Origin of the sequence: Limosilactobacillus fastidiosus, from assembly GCF_014145505.1 — a bacterium.
Classification (GTDB): Bacteria; Bacillota; Bacilli; order Lactobacillales; family Lactobacillaceae; genus Limosilactobacillus; species Limosilactobacillus fastidiosus.
Genome location: NZ_JACIUZ010000041.1, coordinates 1 through 18,133, shown reverse-complemented (window position 1 = coordinate 18,133; position 18,133 = coordinate 1). Strand labels below are relative to the sequence as shown.

The following is an 18,133-nucleotide window of genomic DNA, read 5'->3' as shown; positions in this document are numbered from 1 at the left end:
AAATTTTTGGGGGTGATGTAATGGAAGAAAAGAGTATTTCAGATATTATTGAAGAATATTTGAAGCAAATTCTTGGAGAGTCATCTCAGATTGAAATTCGCCGTTCAGAAATCGCTAATCATTTTGACGTTGTTCCATCACAGATTAATTACGTGATTAAGACACGTTTTACCATTCAACACGGTTACCTAGTCCAAAGCAAACGTGGCGGTGGTGGTTATATTCGGATTGAACGGGTTAATTTACTTGATAATGTTGATGTGTTAAACTCGCTGATCCAAGCAATTGGCGATTCGCTTAGTGAACGTGATGCTTATGATATTATTCGGACACTTTATGATGAGAAAGTATTGACGAGGCGAGAAGGGGACTTGATGTTAGTTGCCCTATCAAAGCAAACACTAAATGTGAATGATTCTAATGCTGAATCTCGTTTGAGAGCGAGAATTTTAATTTCAATGCTGAATCGTTTACGATATGAGAGCTAGGGGGAAAGTGATTAATGGATAATATGTTTACACCGAGTGCTAAGCATGTCTTAGCGCTTGCCCATGAACAAGCAAAATACTTTAAGCACCAAGCTGTGGGTACTGAACATTTGTTGCTTGCATTGGCAATTGAGAAAGAGGGAATTGCTAGCAAGATCTTTGGGCAATTCTCCATTACCAGTGATGATATTCAAGAGGAAATTGAACGAATGATCGGTTACGGAACGATGGATGATATGGGACCGGCAGACTATCTTCCGTATTCACCAAAGGCACGTCAAGTTTTAGCATTAGCTGGTCAGGAAGCGCAACAGTTGAATGCGTTAAAGATCGGTACTGAACATATCTTACTTGCGTTAATTTCAGATGAAGGGATCCTTTCTTCAAGAATCTTAATGAGTTTGGATGTTTTACCTCGACAAATTCGTAAAGTAACCCTGCGTCGACTTGGTGTTTCGGATATCCAAGCACGACATCAATTAGGAAGACAACAAAGGCGGCAGACAAGAAGGTCTAGTACGCCAACACTTGATAAACTTGCCCGAGACATGACTCAAATGGCCAGGGATGGTAAACTTGATCCCGTAATTGGTCGTGATAAAGAGCTACGTCGGGTGGAACAAATCCTTAGTCGGCGGACAAAGAATAATCCGGTTCTGATTGGTGAACCAGGAGTTGGGAAGACCGCGGTGGCGGAAGAGCTAGCTCAGCGGATGGCCAATAATGAGGCCCCTGAAGAGTTGACACAAAAACGTTTAATGATGCTTGATATGGGCTCGTTAGTTGCCGGAACTAAATATCGGGGAGAATTTGAAGATCGTCTAAAGAAGGTTATTGACGAGATTCAAAAAGATGGTCATGTAATTCTGTTTATTGATGAACTGCATACCTTAATTGGAGCTGGAGGAGCTGAAGGGGCAATTGATGCTTCTAATATTTTAAAGCCAGCTCTTGCTCGTGGTGACCTACAGACTATTGGAGCAACTACTCTTGATGAGTATCAAAAGTATATTGAATCGGATGCTGCATTGGAGCGTCGTTTCGCCACTGTTCAAGTTGAAGAACCATCTGAAAATATTGCCTTGCAAATTCTTAATGGTTTACGGCCAAAATATGAAGAACACCACCATGTTAAGATTGATGATGATGCCTTAGAACAGGCCGTTAAGCTTTCTAGTCGGTATATTACTAATCGTTACCTACCAGATAAGGCGATCGATTTAGTTGATGAAGCTTCATCAATGGTACGAATTGATGCTGAGGAAAATAAAAAGCATCAGCCATCATTGAATTCTAAATTAGCTGAACTTCGCCAGAAGAAAGAAGTGGCGATTGAAAATCAGGACTTTGATCAAGCTGCAAACTTTCGCCAAGAAGAATTAACATTAAAGGCCAAAGTTGACGAGCAAGAAAAAAAGGCGGAGAGACAATCTGCAAAGCACCGGCTACATACTACTGGAGAAGATGTTGCTAAGATTGTAGCTGAATGGACGGGAGTTCCACTAACTCAGCTGAAGAAGAGTGAGAGTGAACGACTGGTTAATCTTGAAAAAGTTCTCCATAACCGGGTCATTGGTCAGGATGAAGCTGTTTCTGTGGTTGCGAAGGCAATTCGTCGTGCTCGAAGTGGGTTGAAGGATCCCAAACGACCGATTGGTTCATTTATGTTTCTTGGGCCAACTGGTGTTGGGAAGACTGAATTGGCAAAGTCACTTGCAGCAGCAGTGTTTGGTTCAGAGGAGAATATGATCCGAATCGACATGTCCGAGTATATGGAAAAGTACAGTACTAGTCGGTTAATTGGTGCCGCACCTGGGTATGTTGGTTACGATGAGGGTGGACAGTTAACCGAAAAGGTTCGTCAACATCCGTACTCAGTTGTGCTGTTAGATGAAGCTGAAAAGGCCCATCCAGATGTCTTTAACTTGTTACTTCAAGTCCTTGACGATGGTTATTTAACTGATGCTAAGGGAAGAAAAGTTGATTTCCGCAATACCATTATTATTATGACATCTAATCTTGGTGCTACTCAACTTCAAGATGAAAAGGAAGTTGGTTTTGGTGCACGAGATGTTAGGCAAGATTATCAAGCCATGTCAGCTGCGATTCATCAACAATTGAAGTTATATTTCCGTCCCGAGTTCTTGAACCGGATTGATGAAACAGTAATTTTTCACTCCTTACAAAAGGATGAGCTTCATCAAATTATTAAACTAATGGTTGCCCAACTAAGGGAACGAGTAGCGGAACAAGGAATTAACCTGAAGGTTACTCCTGCAGCAGTTGATGTTGTAGCAACGAAGGGTTATGATTCAGCTTATGGTGCTCGTCCACTTCGGCGTGCTTTACAGAGCTTGGTTGAGGATCCATTAAGCACCGCATTATTAAGTGATGAGATTAAAACTGGTGATAATGTGGTGATTGGTGCCCATCAAGGGAAGATCACTCTTAAAGTAAAAAAATAATGGTTATGAAAGATTGATTAAAAATTGATGTAAATTTGACAAAAAGGATTATAATGTTCATTTCTTATTGAACATTATAATCCTTTTATTTAACAGCGTTTATTAAGTATTAATATTATCATTTATTTAATATTAATTAATATAAATAAAAATATTAATTTATCTATATTGATCTAAAAAGCAGGTTATTTTGATGAGAAGCTTGTCAAATCATGCTTTTAGTGACATTATATATTTATAACGTGATTAATATGTTAGGAGAGAATGAGACATGAAGAGGGCTGAACAACTTGAGAAAACACGACAGTCAATTATGAGAACTGCAACTAAGCTTTTTTTACAAAAGGGCTTTGGTGAAACCTCTACTCGTGACATTGCTAAGCAAGTGGGCATTACCCAACCAGCTCTTTACCATCACTTTAGCGATAAGGAGGTTCTTTATCTTGATGTGATGACCAACCTAAGTAGTAAGGTTCGTAAAGATATTAATAAGGTGATGCGAAAACATAAGTTGACTCCGAACGAGCAACTATGGCAAATTGCTGTTGCGCTAAAGAAGCACCATCCGACAAGTATTTATGATCAGTATCATCAAGCAATTAACTTGCTTTCAAAGAGTTCTCAGCAAAAGTTGAATATGATTTTGGCAATGAACTATCTTCAGCCAATTGCTGAGTACTTTAAACAACCAGAAGTTGAATTGCGCCCTGATATTTTGCCACAAGAAGCGGCAGAGCTATTCTTAGCTGAGATTTCACCGATTTTTGGTACCTACCAACCAATTGGTGGTCATAACATCAGTGATGATCAGCGAGATCAGTTGATTTTAGATTGCATTACTAGTGGGCTTTCAAAAGTAAAATAATTATTTGAGTAACTCTATTGACATTTGATTAATAATCTTATATCATATAACAGTATGTAATTGTGAGTTCTCATATGAGCTTAGTGATCTATTGTCCACTAGGCTCAGTAAATAAAACCAAAGGCAGTTTTTAACTGTTTTTGGATTTTTTTTGCTCAAAATTACGATTTTGACCTATTTGTAATCAAATTGTAATATTTAAAACTCACTGAATAAATTAGAGAGGTGAACAGTTTGGCCGGACATTTAGTTAAATACGGTAAGCACCGTACCCGTCGTAGCTACTCCCGAATTAAAGAAGTTCTCGAGTTGCCAAACCTAATTGAAATCCAAACCAACTCATATAAATGGTTCATGGATAAAGGTTTACGGGAAATGTTTAATGATATTATGCCAATCGATGATTTCCAAGGGAAGTTGTCATTGGAATTCGTTGACTATCAACTTTTGGAACCTAAGTATACTGTTGATGAAGCGCGTGAACATGATGCAAACTACTCTGCACCACTTCACGTTACTTTGCGTCTTACTAACCATGAGACTGGGGAAATTAAGTCTCAAGATGTTTTCTTTGGTGAATTCCCATTAATGACAGATCAAGGGACCTTCATTATTAATGGTGCTGAACGGGTTATTGTTTCTCAATTAGTTCGGTCACCAGGTGTTTACTATAGTGAAGAAGTCGGCAAGAATGGTCGGCCAAGTTATGGTGCTACATTTATTCCAAACCGTGGTGCCTGGCTTGAATACGAAACTGATGCCAAAAACATTTCTTACGTTCGGATTGACCGGACTCGTAAGCTACCAATGACAGAATTAATCCGGGCTCTTGGTTTTGGCTCAGATGATGAAATCATTGATATGTTTGGTGGTAACAGTGAAACCTTATCATTGACTTTGGATAAGGATGTTCACAAGAATGCTGAAGATTCTCGGGTTGAAGAAGCACTTAAGGACATTTACGAACGTCTTCGTCCAGGTGAACCAAAGACCGCTGACTCAGCTCGGAATCTGTTAACTGCACGTTTCTTTGATCCAAAGCGTTATGACATGGCTCCAGTTGGTCGTTACAAGACTAATAAGAAGTTAATGTTGAAGTACCGTCTTCTTGGTGAAACCTTGGCTGAAACCCTTGCTGATCCAGATACTGGTGAAGTACTTGCACAAAAGGGTGACAAGGTAACTAAGGAAGTATTGAAGAAGTTAGAACCATACTTAGATCGTGATGACTTCAAGATGATTACTTATACTCCTTCTGATGAAGCCGTAGTCACTGAACCAGTAAAGCTTCAAAAGATCTTAGTTTACTCCCATGAAGATCCAGATCGAGTTGTACCAATTATTGGTAACGGTCATATTCCATTAGAATACAAGCACATTGAACCAGCTGATATTCTTGCTTCATTGAACTACTTCTTTAACTTACAAGAAGGCATTGGTTCAACTGATGATATTGACCACTTGGGTAATCGGCGGATCCGTTCTGTTGGTGAATTATTACAAAACCAATTCCGGATTGGTTTAGCACGGATGGAACGTGTTGTTCGTGAACGGATGTCAATTCAAGATCCTGATACCGTTACTCCACAACAATTAATCAATATTCGTCCAGTTGTTGCTTCAATTCGTGAATTCTTCGGTTCTTCACAATTGTCACAATTCATGGATCAAACTAACCCACTTGGTGAATTGACCCATAAGCGGCGCCTTTCTGCCCTTGGTCCTGGTGGTTTAACTCGTGATCGTGCCGGATATGAAGTTCGGGATGTTCACTATACTCACTATGGCCGGATGTGCCCAATTGAAACTCCCGAAGGTCCTAACATTGGTTTGATTAACAGTCTTTCATCCTATGCTCGTGTTAATAAGTACGGATTTATTGAAACTCCATACCGGCGTGTTTCATGGAAGACCCATAAAGTAACCGATAAGATTGACTACTTAACTGCTGACGAAGAAGATAATTATGTTATCGCTCAGGCTAACACACCATTGAATGATGATGGTTCATTTGCTGAAGACCAAGTTATGTGTCGTGATAAGGATGATTACATTGAAACGAGTGTTGAGAACGTCGACTACATGGACGTTTCTCCAAAACAAGTTGTTTCCGTTGCTTCCGCATGTATTCCATTCCTTGAAAATGATGACTCTAATCGTGCCTTGATGGGTGCTAACATGCAGCGTCAAGCTGTTCCATTGTTGAACCCTCATGCACCATTAGTAAGTACTGGAATTGACTACAAAGCAGCTCATGACTCTGGGGTGGCCATGATTGCTAAGAAGCCAGGGACAGTTGAATATGTTGATGCTCGTGAAGTTCGTGTTCGCGAAGAAGACGGTACTCTTGATACTTACAAGTTAATGAAGTTCCGTCGTTCCAACGGTGGTAAGAACTATAACCAACGGCCAATTGTTAAAGTTGGCGAACATGTTGATGCTGATGATGTCCTTGCCGATGGGCCATCAATGGAACAAGGTGAATTAGCCTTGGGTCAAAACCCATTGATTGCCTTCATGACTTGGGAAGGTTACAATTTCGAAGATGCCATCGCAATTAACGAACGGTTGGTTAAAGATGATGTTTATACCTCTATCCATATTGAATCTTACGAATCCGAAGCTCGGGAAACCAAATTAGGACCTGAAGAAATGACTCGTGAAATTCCTAACGTTGGTGATGATGCGCTTAAGGATCTGGATGAAAATGGGATCGTTCGGATTGGTGCTGAAGTCCATGACGGCGATATCTTAGTTGGTAAGGTTACTCCTAAGGGAATGACTGAATTATCCGCTGAAGAACGTTTGCTTCATGCTATCTTTGGTGAAAAATCACGTGAAGTTCGTGATACTTCTCTCCGTGTTCCTCACGGTGGTGGCGGTATTATCCAAGACGTTAAGGTCTTTACTCGTGAAAATGGTGATGAACTTTCACCAGGTGTTAACACCATGGTTCGGGTCTACATTGCTCAAAAACGAAAGATTCAAGTCGGTGATAAAATGTCAGGTCGTCATGGTAACAAGGGTACTGTTTCGATCGTTGTTCCTGAAGAAGATATGCCATATATGCCAGATGGAACTCCAATTGATATTATGTTAAGTCCAATGGGTGTGCCAAGTCGTATGAACATTGGTCAGTTACTTGAATTGCACTTAGGAATGGCAGCAAAGCGTCTTGGTATTCACATGGCAACACCAGTGTTTGATGGTGCTACAGATAAGGATGTTTGGGATGCTGTTAAGGAATCCGGCTTCCCAGAAGATGGGAAGACAATCCTTTATGATGGGCGGACAGGTGAACCATTTGAAAATCGGATTGCCGTTGGTTCAATGCATTACCTTAAGTTGGCCCACATGGTTGATGATAAGATCCACGCTCGTTCTACTGGTCCATACTCACTTGTTACCCAACAACCATTGGGTGGTAAAGCCCAATTTGGTGGTCAGCGGTTCGGTGAAATGGAAGTTTGGGCTCTTGAAGCATACGGTGCTGCCTACACCCTTCAAGAAATCCTTACTTACAAGTCGGATGATACTGTTGGTCGTGTTCGAACTTATGATGCCATTATCAATGGGGAACCGATTCCTAAGCCCGGTGTTCCTGAATCATTCCGGGTTCTTGTTAAGGAATTACAGGCATTAGGTCTCGATATGAAGGTCCTTGATGGTAATCACAATGAAGTTCAATTAAAGAACATGGACGAAGACGATGATCAAGTTGTTAATGTTGATGCTTTAGCTAAGTATGCTGCAAAGCACAATGCTGAAGAAAAAGAAAAGAAGGAAGAAACTTCTTCTGAAAATTCAGCCGCAACAACTGATGAACAAGACAAGACTAAGCAAGACTAGTTTGTTTTACTTAGCACTGAACGTAAACTACTAAAATAAGGAGGAAAAATCCTTTGATTGATGTCAATAAATTTGAAAGTATGCAGATCGGCCTGGCATCACCAGATAAAATCCGTAGTTGGTCTTATGGGGAAGTTAAGAAGCCCGAAACAATCAACTACCGGACTTTAAAGCCAGAAAAGCAAGGTCTGTTTGACGAACGAATCTTTGGCCCAACTAAGGACTATGAATGTGCTTGTGGTAAGTACAAGCGGATTCGCTACAAGGGTCGTGTCTGTGACCGCTGTGGTGTTGAAGTTACTAGTTCAAAGGTTCGTCGTGAACGGATGGGTCACATCGAATTGGCTGCTCCAGTTTCACATATTTGGTACTTCAAGGGGATTCCAAGTCGGATGGGTCTTGTCTTAGACATGAGTCCACGCTCACTTGAAGAAGTTATTTACTTTGCTTCATACGTTGTTTTAGATCCAGGTGATACCCCACTTGAAAAGAAACAACTTCTTTCTGAAGCTGAATATCGTGATAAGAAAGCTGAATTTGGTGACCGCTTTACTGCTGAAATGGGTGCCGCCGCTATTAAAAAGTTATTAGCTGATGTTGACCTTGAAAAGGAAGCAGCAGAACTGAAAGAAGAGTTGAAAGAAGCAACTGGTCAAAAGCGAACCCGCGCTATTCGGCGATTGGATATTTTAGAGGCCTTCATTAAGTCTGGTAACAAACCTGAATGGATGGTTCTTGATGTTATTCCAGTTATGCCACCTGACTTACGTCCAATGGTTCAACTTGAGGGTGGTCGTTTCGCTACTTCCGATTTGAACGATTTGTACCGGCGTGTTATTAACCGGAATAACCGTTTAAAGCGGCTTCTGAAATTACAAGCTCCTGGAATCATTGTTCAAAATGAAAAACGGATGCTTCAAGAAGCAGTTGATGCTTTGATTGATAATGGTCGTCGAGGTCGTCCAGTTTCTGGGCCTGGTAACCGTCCATTGAAGTCACTTTCTCACCTTCTTAAGGGTAAGCAAGGACGTTTCCGTCAAAACTTACTTGGTAAGCGGGTTGACTACTCTGGTCGTTCAGTTATTGATGTTGGTCCATCATTACGAATGAACCAAATGGGACTTCCGGTTCCAATGGCTCTTGAATTATTTAAGCCATTCATTATGCATGAATTGGTTAAGCGTGGTTTATCTGCTAACGTTAAGGCAGCTAAGCGGAAGATTGATCGCCGGGATGATGATGTCTTTGATGTTCTTGAAGATGTTATTAAGGAACACCCTGTTCTTCTTAACCGAGCCCCTACTCTGCACCGGTTAGGTATTCAGGCTTTTGAACCAATTCTAGTTTCTGGTAAGTCAATGCGTCTTCACCCATTGGTATGTACAGCTTATAATGCCGATTTTGATGGGGATCAGATGGCGATCCACGTACCACTTTCGGATGAAGCACAAGCTGAAGCACGGTTACTTATGCTTGCCGCTTCTCACATTTTGAGTCCTCGTGATGGAGAACCAATTGTTTCCCCATCTCAGGATATGGTTATCGGTAACTACTACATGACCACTGAAGATAAGGGTCGTGAAGGTGAAGGAATGATCTTTAAAGATACCGATGAAGCTGAAATGGCATACCGGAACAACTATGTTTCATTGCAAACACGTGTTGGTGTACAAGTTTCCGCATTTCCTGATAAGCCATTCACTGAAGAACAACGTGGTAAGATCATGGTAACCAGTGTTGGTAAGTTATTGTTTAACCGGATCCTTCCTAAGGATTTTAACTACATTAACGAACCAACTGCAGATAATATTACTAATGGTGTTGATGATCGTTTCTTCCTCGATCCTGGTGAGAATATCAATGACTACCTTGAAAATGCGCCACTTGTTCCGCCATTTAAGAAGGGCTTCTTGTCTGACTTAATTGCTGAAGTTTACAAGAAGTACAAGGTTACTAAGACTTCATTGTTCCTTGACCGGATTAAGGATCTTGGTTACTATGAATCAACTATTTCCGGTTTGACAACTGCGATGTCGGATATTCATGACTTGCCTGAAAAGCCAGAAATCATTAAGAAAGCTCGTAAGCAAGTTAACTTAGTTACTAAGCAGTTCCGTCGTGGACTAATTACTGATGATGAACGTTATGATCGGGTTATTGGTATTTGGAATGATGCCAAGGATGAAGTTCAGAACAAGTTGATTGAACACATGGACATCCACAACCCAATCAACATGATGTCTGATTCAGGTGCTCGTGGTAATATTTCTAACTTTACACAGCTTGCCGGGATGCGTGGGTTAATGGCTTCACCAAACGGTAAAATTATGGAATTGCCAGTTCTTTCTAACTTCTATGAAGGTTTGTCAGTTCTGGAAATGTTCATTTCCTCTCACGGTGCTCGTAAGGGGATGACTGATACCGCTTTGAAGACTGCCAACTCAGGTTACTTAACTCGGCGGTTGGTTGATGTTGCTCAAGACGTTGTTGTTCGTGAAAAAGACTGTGGAACTGATCGTGGTCTTGAAGTTACTGCAATTACAAATGGTAACGAAATGATCGAACCACTTTACGATCGGATTATGGGTCGTTACACGATGAAGTCAGTATTTGATCCAAAGACTGGTGAAAAGATCGTTGGTAAGAACGTTCTGATTGATGAAGAAATGGCACAAAAGATTGTGGATGCTGGTGTTAAGAAGGTTACGATTCGTTCTGCATTTACTTGTAACACTGAACATGGAGTTTGTGAACGCTGCTACGGCCGGAACGCTGCTACTGGTGATCGTGTTGAAGCTGGTGAAGCTGTTGGTACTGTTGCAGCTCAATCAATCGGTGAACCAGGTACTCAATTAACCTTACGTAACTTCCACACTGGTGGGGTTGCCGGTAACGATGATATCACCCAAGGTCTTCCACGTATCCAAGAAATTGTTGAAGCACGTAATCCTAAGGGGCGTGCAACAATCACTGAAGTTACTGGTGAAGTTGAGTCTATCGAAGAAAATCCTGCAGAACGGACTAAAGATGTTACTGTTAAGGGTGAAACTGATACTCGGACATACACCTTACCAATTACTGCTCGGATGCGGGTGGCTGAAGGTGACTTTATCCACCGTGGTAGTGCCCTTAACGAAGGTTCAATTGATCCTAAGGAACTAATTCGTGTGCGTGATGTCCTTTCTACAGAAACATATCTTCTTGCTGAAGTTCAAAAGGTTTACCGTATGCAGGGGATTGATTTGTTAGACAAGCACGTTGAAATCATGATTCGTCAAATGATGCGGAAAGTTCGTGTCATGGATCCAGGTGACACTGATATGTTGCCAGGACAATTGATGGATATTGGTCAATTCCGTGATGCTAACTACAAGACATTGATAGCTGGTAACATTCCAGCTACAGCTCGTCCTGTTATCTTAGGGATTACTAAGGCTGCCCTTGAAACTAATAGTTTCTTATCAGCCGCTTCATTCCAGGAAACTACTCGTGTTCTGACTGATGCTGCTATTCGGGGTAAGAATGATCCGTTAGTTGGTTTGAAGGAAAATGTTATTATCGGTAAAATTATTCCTGCCGGTACTGGTATGAGTACATACCGGAACATTAAGCCAAAGGAAGTTAATGTTGCTGCTTACTCCATTAAGGACTTAGAAGCCAAGATGAAGGAAGAAGACAAGCAAAACTAATTAACTAATATTTGAAAAAGGACCGTGACTTGATTGTCATGGTCCTTTTTGCTATTTTAGATATTGGATAATTAACGTCAGGGGAACTGTAGTTTAAGTTACTATGGTTCTCCATTACTTTTTGGGAGAAAAAATGTCAAAAAAATACACTATTGAAATTCCAGCGTCAGCAATGAAAAAGACGGGTTTTAAGTCAAATGAACAACTAGAATTAAATGTTAATCATAATGAAATTACTATTAGACCTTCAAAAGTAACTGATCAATTACCAAAAATTAAGTTATATTGGTACATTTTACCAGCTATTCTATTAACAATTGCATTTTTTATTTTTTGTCGTAATCACCATATGAGAACTGTACCAATTACCGGGGATTATTCGATTGCCAATGGTTCGATGTTACTAAGTTTGATAAGTGGGTTGTTTGTCTTTGTAGTTAGTTTTATTATTACTAAATTACGGAATAATGGGCCGACGAAGAATGTTTATTGGCGAAGCTTACCGACAATTACAATTGCTTGTGGGTTGATTATTGCTTTCTCATTTACAGCTTTCTTTTGGTTGTTAGGAAAGATTTTTACGGATGCGCGTTTTGATATTTATACTTCAACTACTTTTGTTTTTGTAATTATTGCGTTAATTAATTATTTAATGATTAACCTTGCCTTGACTCTTACCTCAGGAATCATTACTAACTTATTAACGATTATGATTATTGGTGGGATGCTATTTTCTATGCTTACGAATTCTACTCGGGATTGGTGGAAACATAATTTTAGCTTTTTAGGGACATCACAGAATTCAGCGAATTTACAATTTAATGTGACCCTAATCTTTTCAGGATTATTAATGATTGCACTAGTTGACTATCTTTTTGTTAATTTGCAACGAAAGTATCCAGGAGTAAAGACGCAATTATTGCGCTGGTTATTATATGGTGAGGCTGCTTGTATTGCAGCGATCGGATTATTCCCCAATGATCCCAAGTTTCATATTCTTCATGACCGGATTTCAATGTGGTTAGTTTATATTATGCTAATTTTAATTGTTGCAATTAAGTGGATCTTGCCGGAAGTAACTAAGCAATTTTTGACGATTTCTTATGTAATTGGTGCGGTGATGGGAGCAGAATATATTGTTTTTAAACTAGCAAATTACTTATCATTAACGGCGTTTGAGTTGATTGAATTTGCTCTTTCATTTTCATGGTTACTATTGTTACTACAAAATATTGAAAACCTTGCTCAATATGGCGAACAATTATTTCTTGTTAAAATAAGGGACGATTTGATCGATGAAACCTTAGTAGGGACAGAAAAGCAGCCTCAGGATAAAACCAAGAGCTAATCCGGGGACGAGAGGCAGTTTCCTGTCCTTTTTTATTACTGCTGGAATAAGAGTGAGTAAGCAGCCAATTAAAACGATTTGAGCAGTTGCTTCCCAGTGCCAAATTAAGTCGGTTGCGAGGATAAATTCAATATCCCCTGTACCAAGTCCTTTAGTAATCGTTTGGAGTGAAAAAATGAAAGCGGAAATAATTATGAGTTCAATAGTAATATTTATAATTGAAAAATGTTGCTGGGGAAGAATAAGGGTGAGCGGAAACAAACCAATTAAGGCAGCTGGATAGATCACTTGAGCAATAAAATCGGTTGTTGAAAGGTATAATAGTGAGAGTAAAACACAGGTAATAATAAGATTGGAGTACCAGAAGTGGGTGTAAGACTTGATAGTGACTAAAACGATTATTAGTTCAGATAGCGGGAAAAAAAGAGAAATTCGTTCGTTACACCAGTGACAACGTCCTAATTGAAGGACGAAGCCGAGGAGCGGGATAAGTTGCCACCAACATAATGTGTGATGACAATGATCACAAAAAGAACGTTTAGGGGACCATGGCAACTGATTGTTGAGTTGCCGTTGAGCACAAAGACTAGTAAAGGACGCTAAAGTAGCAAGAATACAACTATTAATAAGTATAAAAAGCAATGTGATCACCTCTAAAAGTTTTGCTATAGATATATAACGTAAAAATCACGAAATGTTACTTAGAAAATTTATTGAGACTTCGTTGACATTACTAGTAGTCCGTGCTACCCTATTAAAGGTGCTTTTATAGCAACGTCGGTGTCTGTCGTTGGGCAGACTTTGCGTCAACGAAGGCACATAATTTAATATCATCCAAGAACTTTTTTTATTCGCAAAAAAGAACCACCTGGATGTGTGGACTTAAAAATTAGGAAGGGGAAAAATTATGCCAACCATTAACCAATTGGTACGTAAGGGCCGTAAGAGCCACAAGGGCAAGTCAAAGTCACCAGCTCTTGGTTACGTTTACAACACTTTTAAGAAGGAAGAAGTTAAGACTCCATCACCACAAAAGCGTGGGGTTGCTACTCGTGTCGGAACTATGACACCTAAGAAGCCTAACTCAGCTTTGCGGAAGTATGCCCGTGTACGTCTTTCAAACTTGATTGAAGTTACTGCTTACATCCCTGGTATTGGTCACAACCTCCAAGAACACTCAGTTGTTTTGATTCGTGGTGGTCGTGTTAAGGATTTACCTGGGGTTCGTTACCACATTATTCGTGGTACTCTTGATACTGCTGGTGTTGAAGGACGGATGCAATCACGTTCTAAGTACGGTACCAAGAAGCCTAAGGATAAGAAGTAAAATATTAGGAGGGATTAAGTAATGCCACGTAAAGGACATGTACAAAAGCGTGAAATTTTACCAGATCCAATGTACAACTCAAAGTTGGTTACCAGCTTGATTGACCACTTGATGATCGATGGTAAGCGCGGAACTGCTACTAAGATTTTGTATGCAGCTTTTGATGAAATTAAGAATGAAACAGGTAATAACCCTGTAGAAGTTTTTGAACAAGCTATGGAAAACGTTATGCCTGTTCTTGAAGTTAAGGCGCGTCGTGTTGGTGGTTCAAACTACCAAGTTCCAATCGAAGTTCGTCCAGAACGTCGGACCACTTTAGGTCTTCGTTGGATTGTTCAATACGCACGGTTGCGTGGTGAACACACAATGGTTGAACGTCTTGCACGCGAAATTATTGATGCTTCAAACAATACTGGTGCTTCAGTTAAGAAGCGTGAAGATACTCACCGTATGGCTGAAGCCAACCGTGCTTTCGCACACTACCGTTGGTAATCACTGCGAATTGAAACCGGTTGTCTAACCAGTTACAATACAGGGGTGGCGTAGATTATTTGAATAATCGTCATCCCTTTTTCTAAATAAAGTTCGATTTTAAATAACCATATTCTGGAAGGAGATACACTTTTAAGATGGCTAACAAACGTGAATACCCTCTTGACAAGACTCGTAACATCGGTATCATGGCCCACATCGATGCCGGTAAGACGACTGCCACTGAACGGATTCTTTACTACACTGGTAAGATTCACAAGATTGGTGAAACCCACGATGGTGCTTCACAAATGGACTGGATGGATGAAGAAAAGGAACGTGGTATCACTATCACTTCCGCAGCCACTACTGCCGTTTGGAAGGATTACCGGATTAACATTATCGATACCCCAGGACACGTTGACTTCACTGTCGAAGTTGAACGTGCACTTCGGGTTCTTGATGGTGCCGTAACTGTTCTTGATGCTCAAGCTGGGGTTGAACCACAAACTGAAACTGTTTGGCGTCAAGCAGATGACTTCAATGTTCCACGGATCGTATTTGCTAACAAGATGGACAAAGTTGGTGCTAACTTTGATTATTCAGTTCAAACTATCAAGGATCGTTTGAACGTTACTCCATTACCAATTCAAATGCCAATTGGTGCCGAAGATACTTTCTCAGGTGTTGTTGATTTGGTTAAGATGGTTGCTTATGTTTACGATGAAGATAAGCTTGGTACTGATTGGGACACTGTAGACATTCCTGATGACCTGAAGGAAGAAGCACAAAAGCGTCATGATGCTTTGATCGAAACCTTGGCTGATATTGATGATAACATCATGGAAAAGTACCTTGAAGGTGACGAAATTTCAGTTGATGAAATTAAGGCTGCTATTCGTAAGGGTACTTTGGAACAAACACTTTTCCCTGTATTGGCTGGTTCAGCTTACAAGGATAAGGGGATCCAAATGATGCTTGATGCTGTTATCGACTACTTACCATCACCACTAGATGTTAAGCCATTCGTTGCTCACGATGCTGATGGTAATGAAGTTGAATTGACTGCCGGTGATGACAAGCCATTTGCTGCTTTGGCATTTAAGATTGCTACTGACCCATTCGTTGGTCGTTTGACTTTCTTACGTGTTTACACTGGTTCACTTCAATCAGGTTCATACGTTCTTAACGCAACTAAGGATAAGCGTGAACGTATTGGTCGTTTGCTTCAAATGCACTCTAACCAACAACACGAAATTCCAGAAGTGTTCTCTGGTGATATCGCTGCTGCTATTGGATTAAAGAATACTGGTACTGGTGATTCCTTGACTGATCCAGATCACCCACTTCAACTTGAATCAATGGACTTCCCTGATCCAGTTATCCAAGTTTCAGTTGAACCTAAGTCAAAGGCTGACCAAGATAAGATGGACAAGGGTCTCCAAAAGTTGGCTGAAGAAGATCCAACTTTCAAGGCAGAAACTAACCCTGAAACTGGTGAAACTTTGATTGCGGGTATGGGTGAACTTCACTTGGATATCATTGTTGAACGTCTTCGTCGTGAATTCCACGCTGAAGTTACTGTTGGTAAGCCACAAGTTTCTTACCGTGAAGCATTTACTAAGAAGGTATCTGCACAAGGTAAGTTCGTTCGTCAATCTGGTGGTAAAGGTCAATACGGTGATGTTTGGATTGAATTTACACCACTTGAAGAAGGTAAAGGATTTGAATTCGAAGATGCCATCGTTGGTGGTGTTGTTCCTCGTGAATTCATTCCTGCTGTTGAACAAGGTTTGAAGGAAGCTATGCAAAATGGTGTATTAGCAGGTTACCCACTTGTTGATATGCACGCTAAGCTTTATGATGGTAGTTACCACGAAGTCGACTCTAGTGAAGCCGCCTTCAAGGTTGCTGCATCACTCGCCTTGAAGAATGCTGCTAAGAAGGCAGATCCAGTTATCCTTGAACCAATCATGAAGGTCGATATTGTTGTTCCTGAAGACAACATGGGTGATGTTATGGGTCAAGTTACTGCTCGTCGTGGTACCATTGATGGTATGGAAGAACGTGGTAACGCTCAACAAATTCACTCATTTGTTCCACTTTCAGAAATGTTCGGTTACGCTACTGCCCTTCGTTCTGCTACCCAGGGTCGTGGTACCTTTACTATGACTTTTGATCACTATTCAGCTGTTCCTAAGTCTGTTCAAGAAAAGATTATTAAGGAAAGCGGTAATAACTAAGAATAGTTCCTAGTTAAACCTTAATTGAGCTTAAAGACAAATGGGTATCCGTCAACTGGTATTGATGGATATCGATGCCACTCACAGAAATGTGGGTGGTATTTTTTATGCAAATAGACAATCAATTCTTAAAAAGAAAAAGTTTTGATTGGCAAACCCATAACAGGTTCGTTTAAGAGTTTTAATTTTCCGATTAATTCCTTCTAATGGACCGTTCGAAAATTCATACTTGGTGCTGTTAATTACTGCTTGTTGGTTCTTCCTAAAGGTTCTGATCGTAGTATCCATTTCAGTATTAGTAGTCTGGTAATTTTGTAAAACCGCTTGAAGAAGTTTGGGATCACGCTCCTGAAGGGCTTGAGTAATTGCTTGATATGTTTGGTAAACGACCTTAAAGTCAGTGAATTTACTGGTGATTAAGTCAACAGCGTTTTGTTTCGTCATATATTCATTTATCCCCCGGAGATAAACAGGCTTTTCGGGGTGAAGTTCGGTCTGCTTAAGATGAAATAAGCGCCATTGGTTTTTCATAATCTTATATTCACGACTGTGTTTATCTAAGAACTTAAGAATATTAAGTCGACAGTTATCTAAAGCTCGACCGGCCAATTGGACAATATGAAAACGATCAATAATGATTTGGGCATTCGGAAATAGACGGTAAATAAAGCTCTGGTATTGTGCATTGAGGTCGATAACGACCGATTCTACCCGAGCTCGTTCGGCTTGACTATAACGATTTTCAAAGTAATCAATAATCGATGGTGAAAGCCGATTGTGAAGTTTAACCACTAGTTGGTGACTTTCACTGTCACAACAAATAAATGACATGATGGACTTAGTTGAACGAAACTCATCAAAGCAGAGGTGTTTAGGAAGAACGGCCATCCGATAATGCGGTTTAACGCGTTCGATAGTCGTCCGCCGAACACTGCTGGGCGAGCAATGACAAAGGCGAGCGATTAGCTCGCCATTCATACCTTCATGAACAAATAGCATAATTTGACTTTTGAGTTTTCGAGTAAGGGTCTGATTGGGCTTAGTTAAATCTGTTGTCGCACCGAAGGTTGTTTGGCAATTGGAACAGTAATAACGTTGCTTAGCCAGGATCATTTCATACCGCATGCCATTAAGACTCGCTAAGCGAAGATGAGTTTTGCGAAAGCCATTTTTGACCACAGTTTCAAATCCACAATTTTTACAGCGCGCCACCGGATAAGATAAGGAAGCATGGATTACTTTAAGCTGCTCATTGTTTTTCGAGGTTGTTTCAACATTAAGAACTTTAATGTTTCGGTCTTCAATTCCGAGGAGATTTAGGATAGAATTATTTAGGGACATCTGTATAACCTTCTTTACATGATTTTTGTGGTGAATTGATTGTACAA

The 18,133-nt window shown here is 40.3% G+C and carries 11 protein-coding genes; 9 read left to right on the top strand and 2 right to left on the bottom strand.

The annotated features are described in order from the left end of the window. Positions 1–20 precede the first annotated feature (20 nt). The 6 genes from H5R64_RS06165 (at position 21) to H5R64_RS06140 (ending at position 12,704) form a co-directional block, all read left to right on the top strand. Entirely contained in the window at positions 21–488 is a 468-nt protein-coding gene (locus tag H5R64_RS06165; protein ID WP_182580874.1) for a CtsR family transcriptional regulator, read from the top strand. 14 nt (positions 489–502) lie between these two features. Continuing rightward, entirely contained in the window at positions 503–2,953 is a 2,451-nt protein-coding gene (locus H5R64_RS06160; RefSeq protein WP_182583055.1) for an ATP-dependent Clp protease ATP-binding subunit, read from the top strand. A gap of 271 nt (positions 2,954–3,224) precedes the next feature. Next, positions 3,225–3,818: a TetR/AcrR family transcriptional regulator gene (locus tag H5R64_RS06155; protein WP_182580876.1), complete on the top strand. Its 594-nt coding sequence runs from the start codon at positions 3,225–3,227 to the stop codon at positions 3,816–3,818. A 225-nt stretch (positions 3,819–4,043) separates the two neighbouring features. Continuing rightward, positions 4,044–7,667, top strand: a complete 3,624-nt coding sequence (gene rpoB, locus H5R64_RS06150) for a DNA-directed RNA polymerase subunit beta (protein WP_182583053.1) — start codon at positions 4,044–4,046, stop codon at positions 7,665–7,667. 53 nt (positions 7,668–7,720) lie between these two features. Continuing rightward, complete coding sequence (gene rpoC / locus H5R64_RS06145; protein WP_182580878.1) at positions 7,721–11,356, top strand: DNA-directed RNA polymerase subunit beta'; 3,636 nt, start codon at positions 7,721–7,723, stop codon at positions 11,354–11,356. Between the two features lie 133 nt (positions 11,357–11,489). After that, positions 11,490–12,704, top strand: a complete 1,215-nt coding sequence (locus H5R64_RS06140; RefSeq protein WP_182583051.1) for a DUF998 domain-containing protein — start codon at positions 11,490–11,492, stop codon at positions 12,702–12,704. On the opposite strand, the gene H5R64_RS06135 is transcribed toward H5R64_RS06140, so the two are convergent. After that, a complete protein-coding gene (locus H5R64_RS06135) occupies positions 12,660–13,346 on the bottom strand; it encodes a prepilin peptidase (RefSeq protein WP_182583049.1) in 687 nt (228 codons plus the stop codon). The genes H5R64_RS06140 and H5R64_RS06135 overlap by 45 nt on opposite strands. Before the next feature lie 265 nt (positions 13,347–13,611). Here H5R64_RS06135 and rpsL point away from each other — a divergent pair, with 265 nt between their 5' ends. The 3 genes from rpsL (at position 13,612) to fusA (ending at position 16,745) form a co-directional block, all read left to right on the top strand. Further along, the gene (gene rpsL, locus H5R64_RS06130) at positions 13,612–14,031 is read left to right on the top strand and encodes a 30S ribosomal protein S12 (protein ID WP_182580881.1); all 420 of its coding nucleotides are present in this window, start codon (positions 13,612–13,614) and stop codon (positions 14,029–14,031) included. 21 nt (positions 14,032–14,052) lie between these two features. Beyond that, positions 14,053–14,523, top strand: coding sequence for a 30S ribosomal protein S7 (gene rpsG / locus H5R64_RS06125; protein ID WP_003716646.1), 471 nt, complete (start codon positions 14,053–14,055; stop codon positions 14,521–14,523). Positions 14,524–14,660: 137 nt separating this feature from the next. Then, positions 14,661–16,745 carry an elongation factor G gene (fusA, locus tag H5R64_RS06120; RefSeq protein ID WP_182580882.1) on the top strand — a complete coding sequence of 695 codons (2,085 nt, stop codon included), beginning with the start codon at positions 14,661–14,663 and terminating at the stop codon, positions 16,743–16,745. 105 nt (positions 16,746–16,850) lie between these two features. Here the strand turns inward: fusA and H5R64_RS06115 are convergent, their stop codons facing one another. After that, positions 16,851–18,086, bottom strand: coding sequence for an ISL3 family transposase (locus H5R64_RS06115; RefSeq protein WP_182582783.1), 1,236 nt, complete (start codon positions 18,084–18,086; stop codon positions 16,851–16,853). Positions 18,087–18,133 lie beyond the last annotated feature (47 nt).

What these genes read in the sequence shown, in the direction of transcription:
- H5R64_RS06160 (WP_182583055.1), top strand. Translation starts at nt 503, where the DNA reads ATGGATAATATGTTTACACCGAGTGCTAAGCATGTCTTAGCGCTTGCC.
- H5R64_RS06115 (WP_182582783.1), bottom strand. Translation starts at nt 18,086, where the DNA reads ATGTCCCTAAATAATTCTATCCTAAATCTCCTCGGAATTGAAGACCGA.
- rpsG (WP_003716646.1), top strand. Translation starts at nt 14,053, where the DNA reads ATGCCACGTAAAGGACATGTACAAAAGCGTGAAATTTTACCAGATCCA.
- fusA (WP_182580882.1), top strand. Translation starts at nt 14,661, where the DNA reads ATGGCTAACAAACGTGAATACCCTCTTGACAAGACTCGTAACATCGGT.
- H5R64_RS06165 (WP_182580874.1), top strand. Translation starts at nt 21, where the DNA reads ATGGAAGAAAAGAGTATTTCAGATATTATTGAAGAATATTTGAAGCAA.
- rpsL (WP_182580881.1), top strand. Translation starts at nt 13,612, where the DNA reads ATGCCAACCATTAACCAATTGGTACGTAAGGGCCGTAAGAGCCACAAG.
- H5R64_RS06140 (WP_182583051.1), top strand. Translation starts at nt 11,490, where the DNA reads ATGTCAAAAAAATACACTATTGAAATTCCAGCGTCAGCAATGAAAAAG.
- H5R64_RS06155 (WP_182580876.1), top strand. Translation starts at nt 3,225, where the DNA reads ATGAAGAGGGCTGAACAACTTGAGAAAACACGACAGTCAATTATGAGA.